Source organism: Acidobacteriota bacterium (assembly GCA_009861545.1).
Taxonomy (GTDB): domain Bacteria; phylum Acidobacteriota; class Vicinamibacteria; order Vicinamibacterales; family UBA8438; genus WTFV01.
The window spans coordinates 1-2,536 of the sequence record VXME01000098.1; the positions used below are offsets into that span (position 1 = coordinate 1).

3 protein-coding genes are annotated in these 2,536 nt (G+C 71.2%); 2 read left to right on the top strand and 1 reads right to left on the bottom strand.

Annotated elements, in window-relative coordinates:
• Together F4X11_16140 and caiD are read left to right on the top strand one after the other, a co-directional pair.
• The coding region (locus F4X11_16140) for an acetate--CoA ligase family protein (protein ID MYN66535.1) at window positions 1–1,338 on the top strand (1,338 nt) is incomplete at its 5' end.
• Window positions 1,331–2,128 (top strand): crotonobetainyl-CoA hydratase, encoded by a 798-nt coding sequence (gene caiD, locus F4X11_16145; GenBank protein ID MYN66536.1) that lies wholly within the window; start codon window positions 1,331–1,333, stop codon window positions 2,126–2,128. The genes F4X11_16140 and caiD, both read left to right, overlap by 8 nt.
• 46 nt (window positions 2,129–2,174) lie before the next feature.
• Here caiD and F4X11_16150 read toward each other — a convergent pair.
• Window positions 2,175–2,536, bottom strand: a 362-nt coding sequence (locus F4X11_16150) for an ABC transporter permease subunit (GenBank protein ID MYN66537.1), incomplete at its 5' end; no start/stop codon positions are given.

Here is a 2,536-nt window from a genome sequence, read left to right on the forward strand (position 1 = left end):
GCAATCGCCGTCACCCACACTGCCTCGCTGGTGGGCGACGATGCCGCCTACGACGCGCTGTTCGACCGGCTGGGCATTCGCCGGGTGCACAGCTTGCCCGAACTGCTCGACACCCTGGCCGTCCTGGGAACCCTCGGGCCGCTGGGAGGCAGCCGGCTGGTGTCGCTGAGCTGCTCCGGCGGCGAGGCTGCCATGGTTGCCGACCGCAGCCGAGGCCGCGGCCTGAGCTTCCCGCCGTTCGCCCCCGACCACGCCGACCAGGTGGCGTCCGCCCTGGAAGGCCGGGTCGCGGTCACCAACCCGCTCGACTACCACACGTTCATCTGGGGCGATGAGGCCCGCCTGACCGGCTGTTTCAAGGCCGCTCTCGGTGCAGACGGCCCGCAGTCCACACCGGCCCCGTTCGATGCTGCGCTCCTGGTGCTCGACTTCCCGGCCGACGGGCTCGACCGGTCGCGCTGGTGGCCCACCCTCGATGCCTTCAGCGAAGCCTGTGCAGCTACGAGCACTCCCGGCGTGGTGGCCGCCTCGCTGGCCGAGAACCTGCCGGAGGAGGCCCGCGCCCGGTCCGCCAAGCTGGGCCTGGCCGCCTGCGGCGACATAGACACCGCCCTGTCGGCGCTCGAGGCCGCTGCGGTTTGGGGGGAGCAGACCGGCAATCCGATGTCCTTGCCGGATCAGCCGAACGAGGCAGGCCCTGGCTGCACGGCATTGCCGGAATACGAGTCGAAGCGGCGTCTGGGCGCGGCCGGTGTTGCCGTGCCAGCCGGGGGGCCGGTACCCGCCGGAGAGGCCGCGGCCGCAGCCGACCGGCTCGGATACCCGGTGGTCGTGAAGACTGTCGACGCGGTCCACAAGACCGACACGGACGGGGTAGTGGTGGGCATCGAAGACCCAGAAGAGGTCGCCGCCGCCGCCCGGCGCCTTGCCGGCGACAACGAAACCGTGATGGTGGAGTCCTGCGTCACCGGCGCCGTGGCCGAGTTGCTGGTGAGCGTGCGATCGGCGCCTCCAGTCGGGATGCTGCTCACAATCGGAGCCGGCGGGACGCTGGCCGAGTTGCTCGACGACACCGTCAGCCTGCTTCTGCCCGCGTCTGCCGATGACGTTCGCCAAGCCCTGCGCGGCCTGCGAATCTGGCCGATGCTGGCAGGACACCGGGGCCGTCCGGCCGCCGCGGTCGAAGCAGTGGTCGGGGTGATCGATGCGCTCGGCGCGCTGGTACGCGACGATCGCAGCATCATCGAAATCGAGATCAACCCCCTTATCGTCACGAACGAGGCGGCCGTCGCCGCCGACGCGCTGATGCTCCTGGCTGAGCCACCGGGCCATGGCTGAGCCCACCCCGGTCGGCGCCGTGACGGCCGTCGCCGACGGTCCGGTACTCGAGATCACCCTCGACCGTCCCAAGGCCAACGCCATTGACGCAGCCACCAGTCGCGAGCTGAGCCAGGTGTTCGCGACCTTCCGCGACGACGAAGACCTACGGGTCGCGATACTCACCGGCGCTGGCGACCGGTTCTTCTGCGCTGGGTGGGACCTCAACGCCGCAGCCGGTGGTGAGGACTTCGGGGCCGACTACGGCGAAGGCGGCTTCGGCGGCTTCGGTGAGCTGCCCGGCCTGCTCAAGCCGGTGATCGCCGCGGTCAACGGCATGGCCGTCGGTGGGGGATTCGAGATCGTGCTGGCTGCCGACCTTGTGGTGGCGGCCGAGCACGCCCGCTTCTGGCTGCCGGAGACCTCGCTGGGGATAGTGCCCGACACCGCGTCGGTGCGCCTGCCCCGGATGCTCCCGCCCGCCGTGGCCAACGAGGTCCTCTATGCGGGTCGGCGCCTCGATGCGGCCGAGGCGCAGCGCTGGGGACTCGTCAACGCGGTAGTGAGCGCCGCCGACCTCATGGCCGAGGTTCGCGCCCTGGCCGCCCGAGTCGTGGAGGCCGCTCCGTTGTCGGTGGCTGCCATCAGCCAGATCCGCGACCGCACCCAGCATCTGCCGCTGGCCGAGGCCTTCAAGCTGTTGCGCTCCGGCGACCTGGACGCCTACGAGGCCATGCTGGCCTCCGCCGATGCCGTCGAGGGTCCCAGAGCCTTCACCGAGGGCCGCGCTCCCTGCTGGCAGGGCCGCTAGCGCTCGGGCCGCGGCCGCGCGCTCACGGTCGCACAGCCCTTAGATCTCAGGGACCGCCCTCCACAGGCGTGAACCGGCGGGTCCAGGCTTGGAGCAGGCGGTCGAGCAGCATCGCCAGCAGCACGATGGCCAGACCGGCCACGAATCCCGAACCCACCGAGTCGGTGCGTCTCAGTCCCTTCACGGTCTCCAGACCCAGGCCGCCGCCTCCGACCAGTCCGGCGATCACCACCATGGCCAGCACCAGCATCACCGTCTGGTTGATGCCGGCCATGATGCTCGGCGCGGCCAGGGGCAGCTGCACCTTGCGCAGCGTCTGGCCCCGGGTGGCCCCGAAGGCCCTCGAAGCCTCCGTGGCCTCGCCCTCCACCTGGCGGATGCCCAGATTGGTGAGCCGGGTCGCGGCCG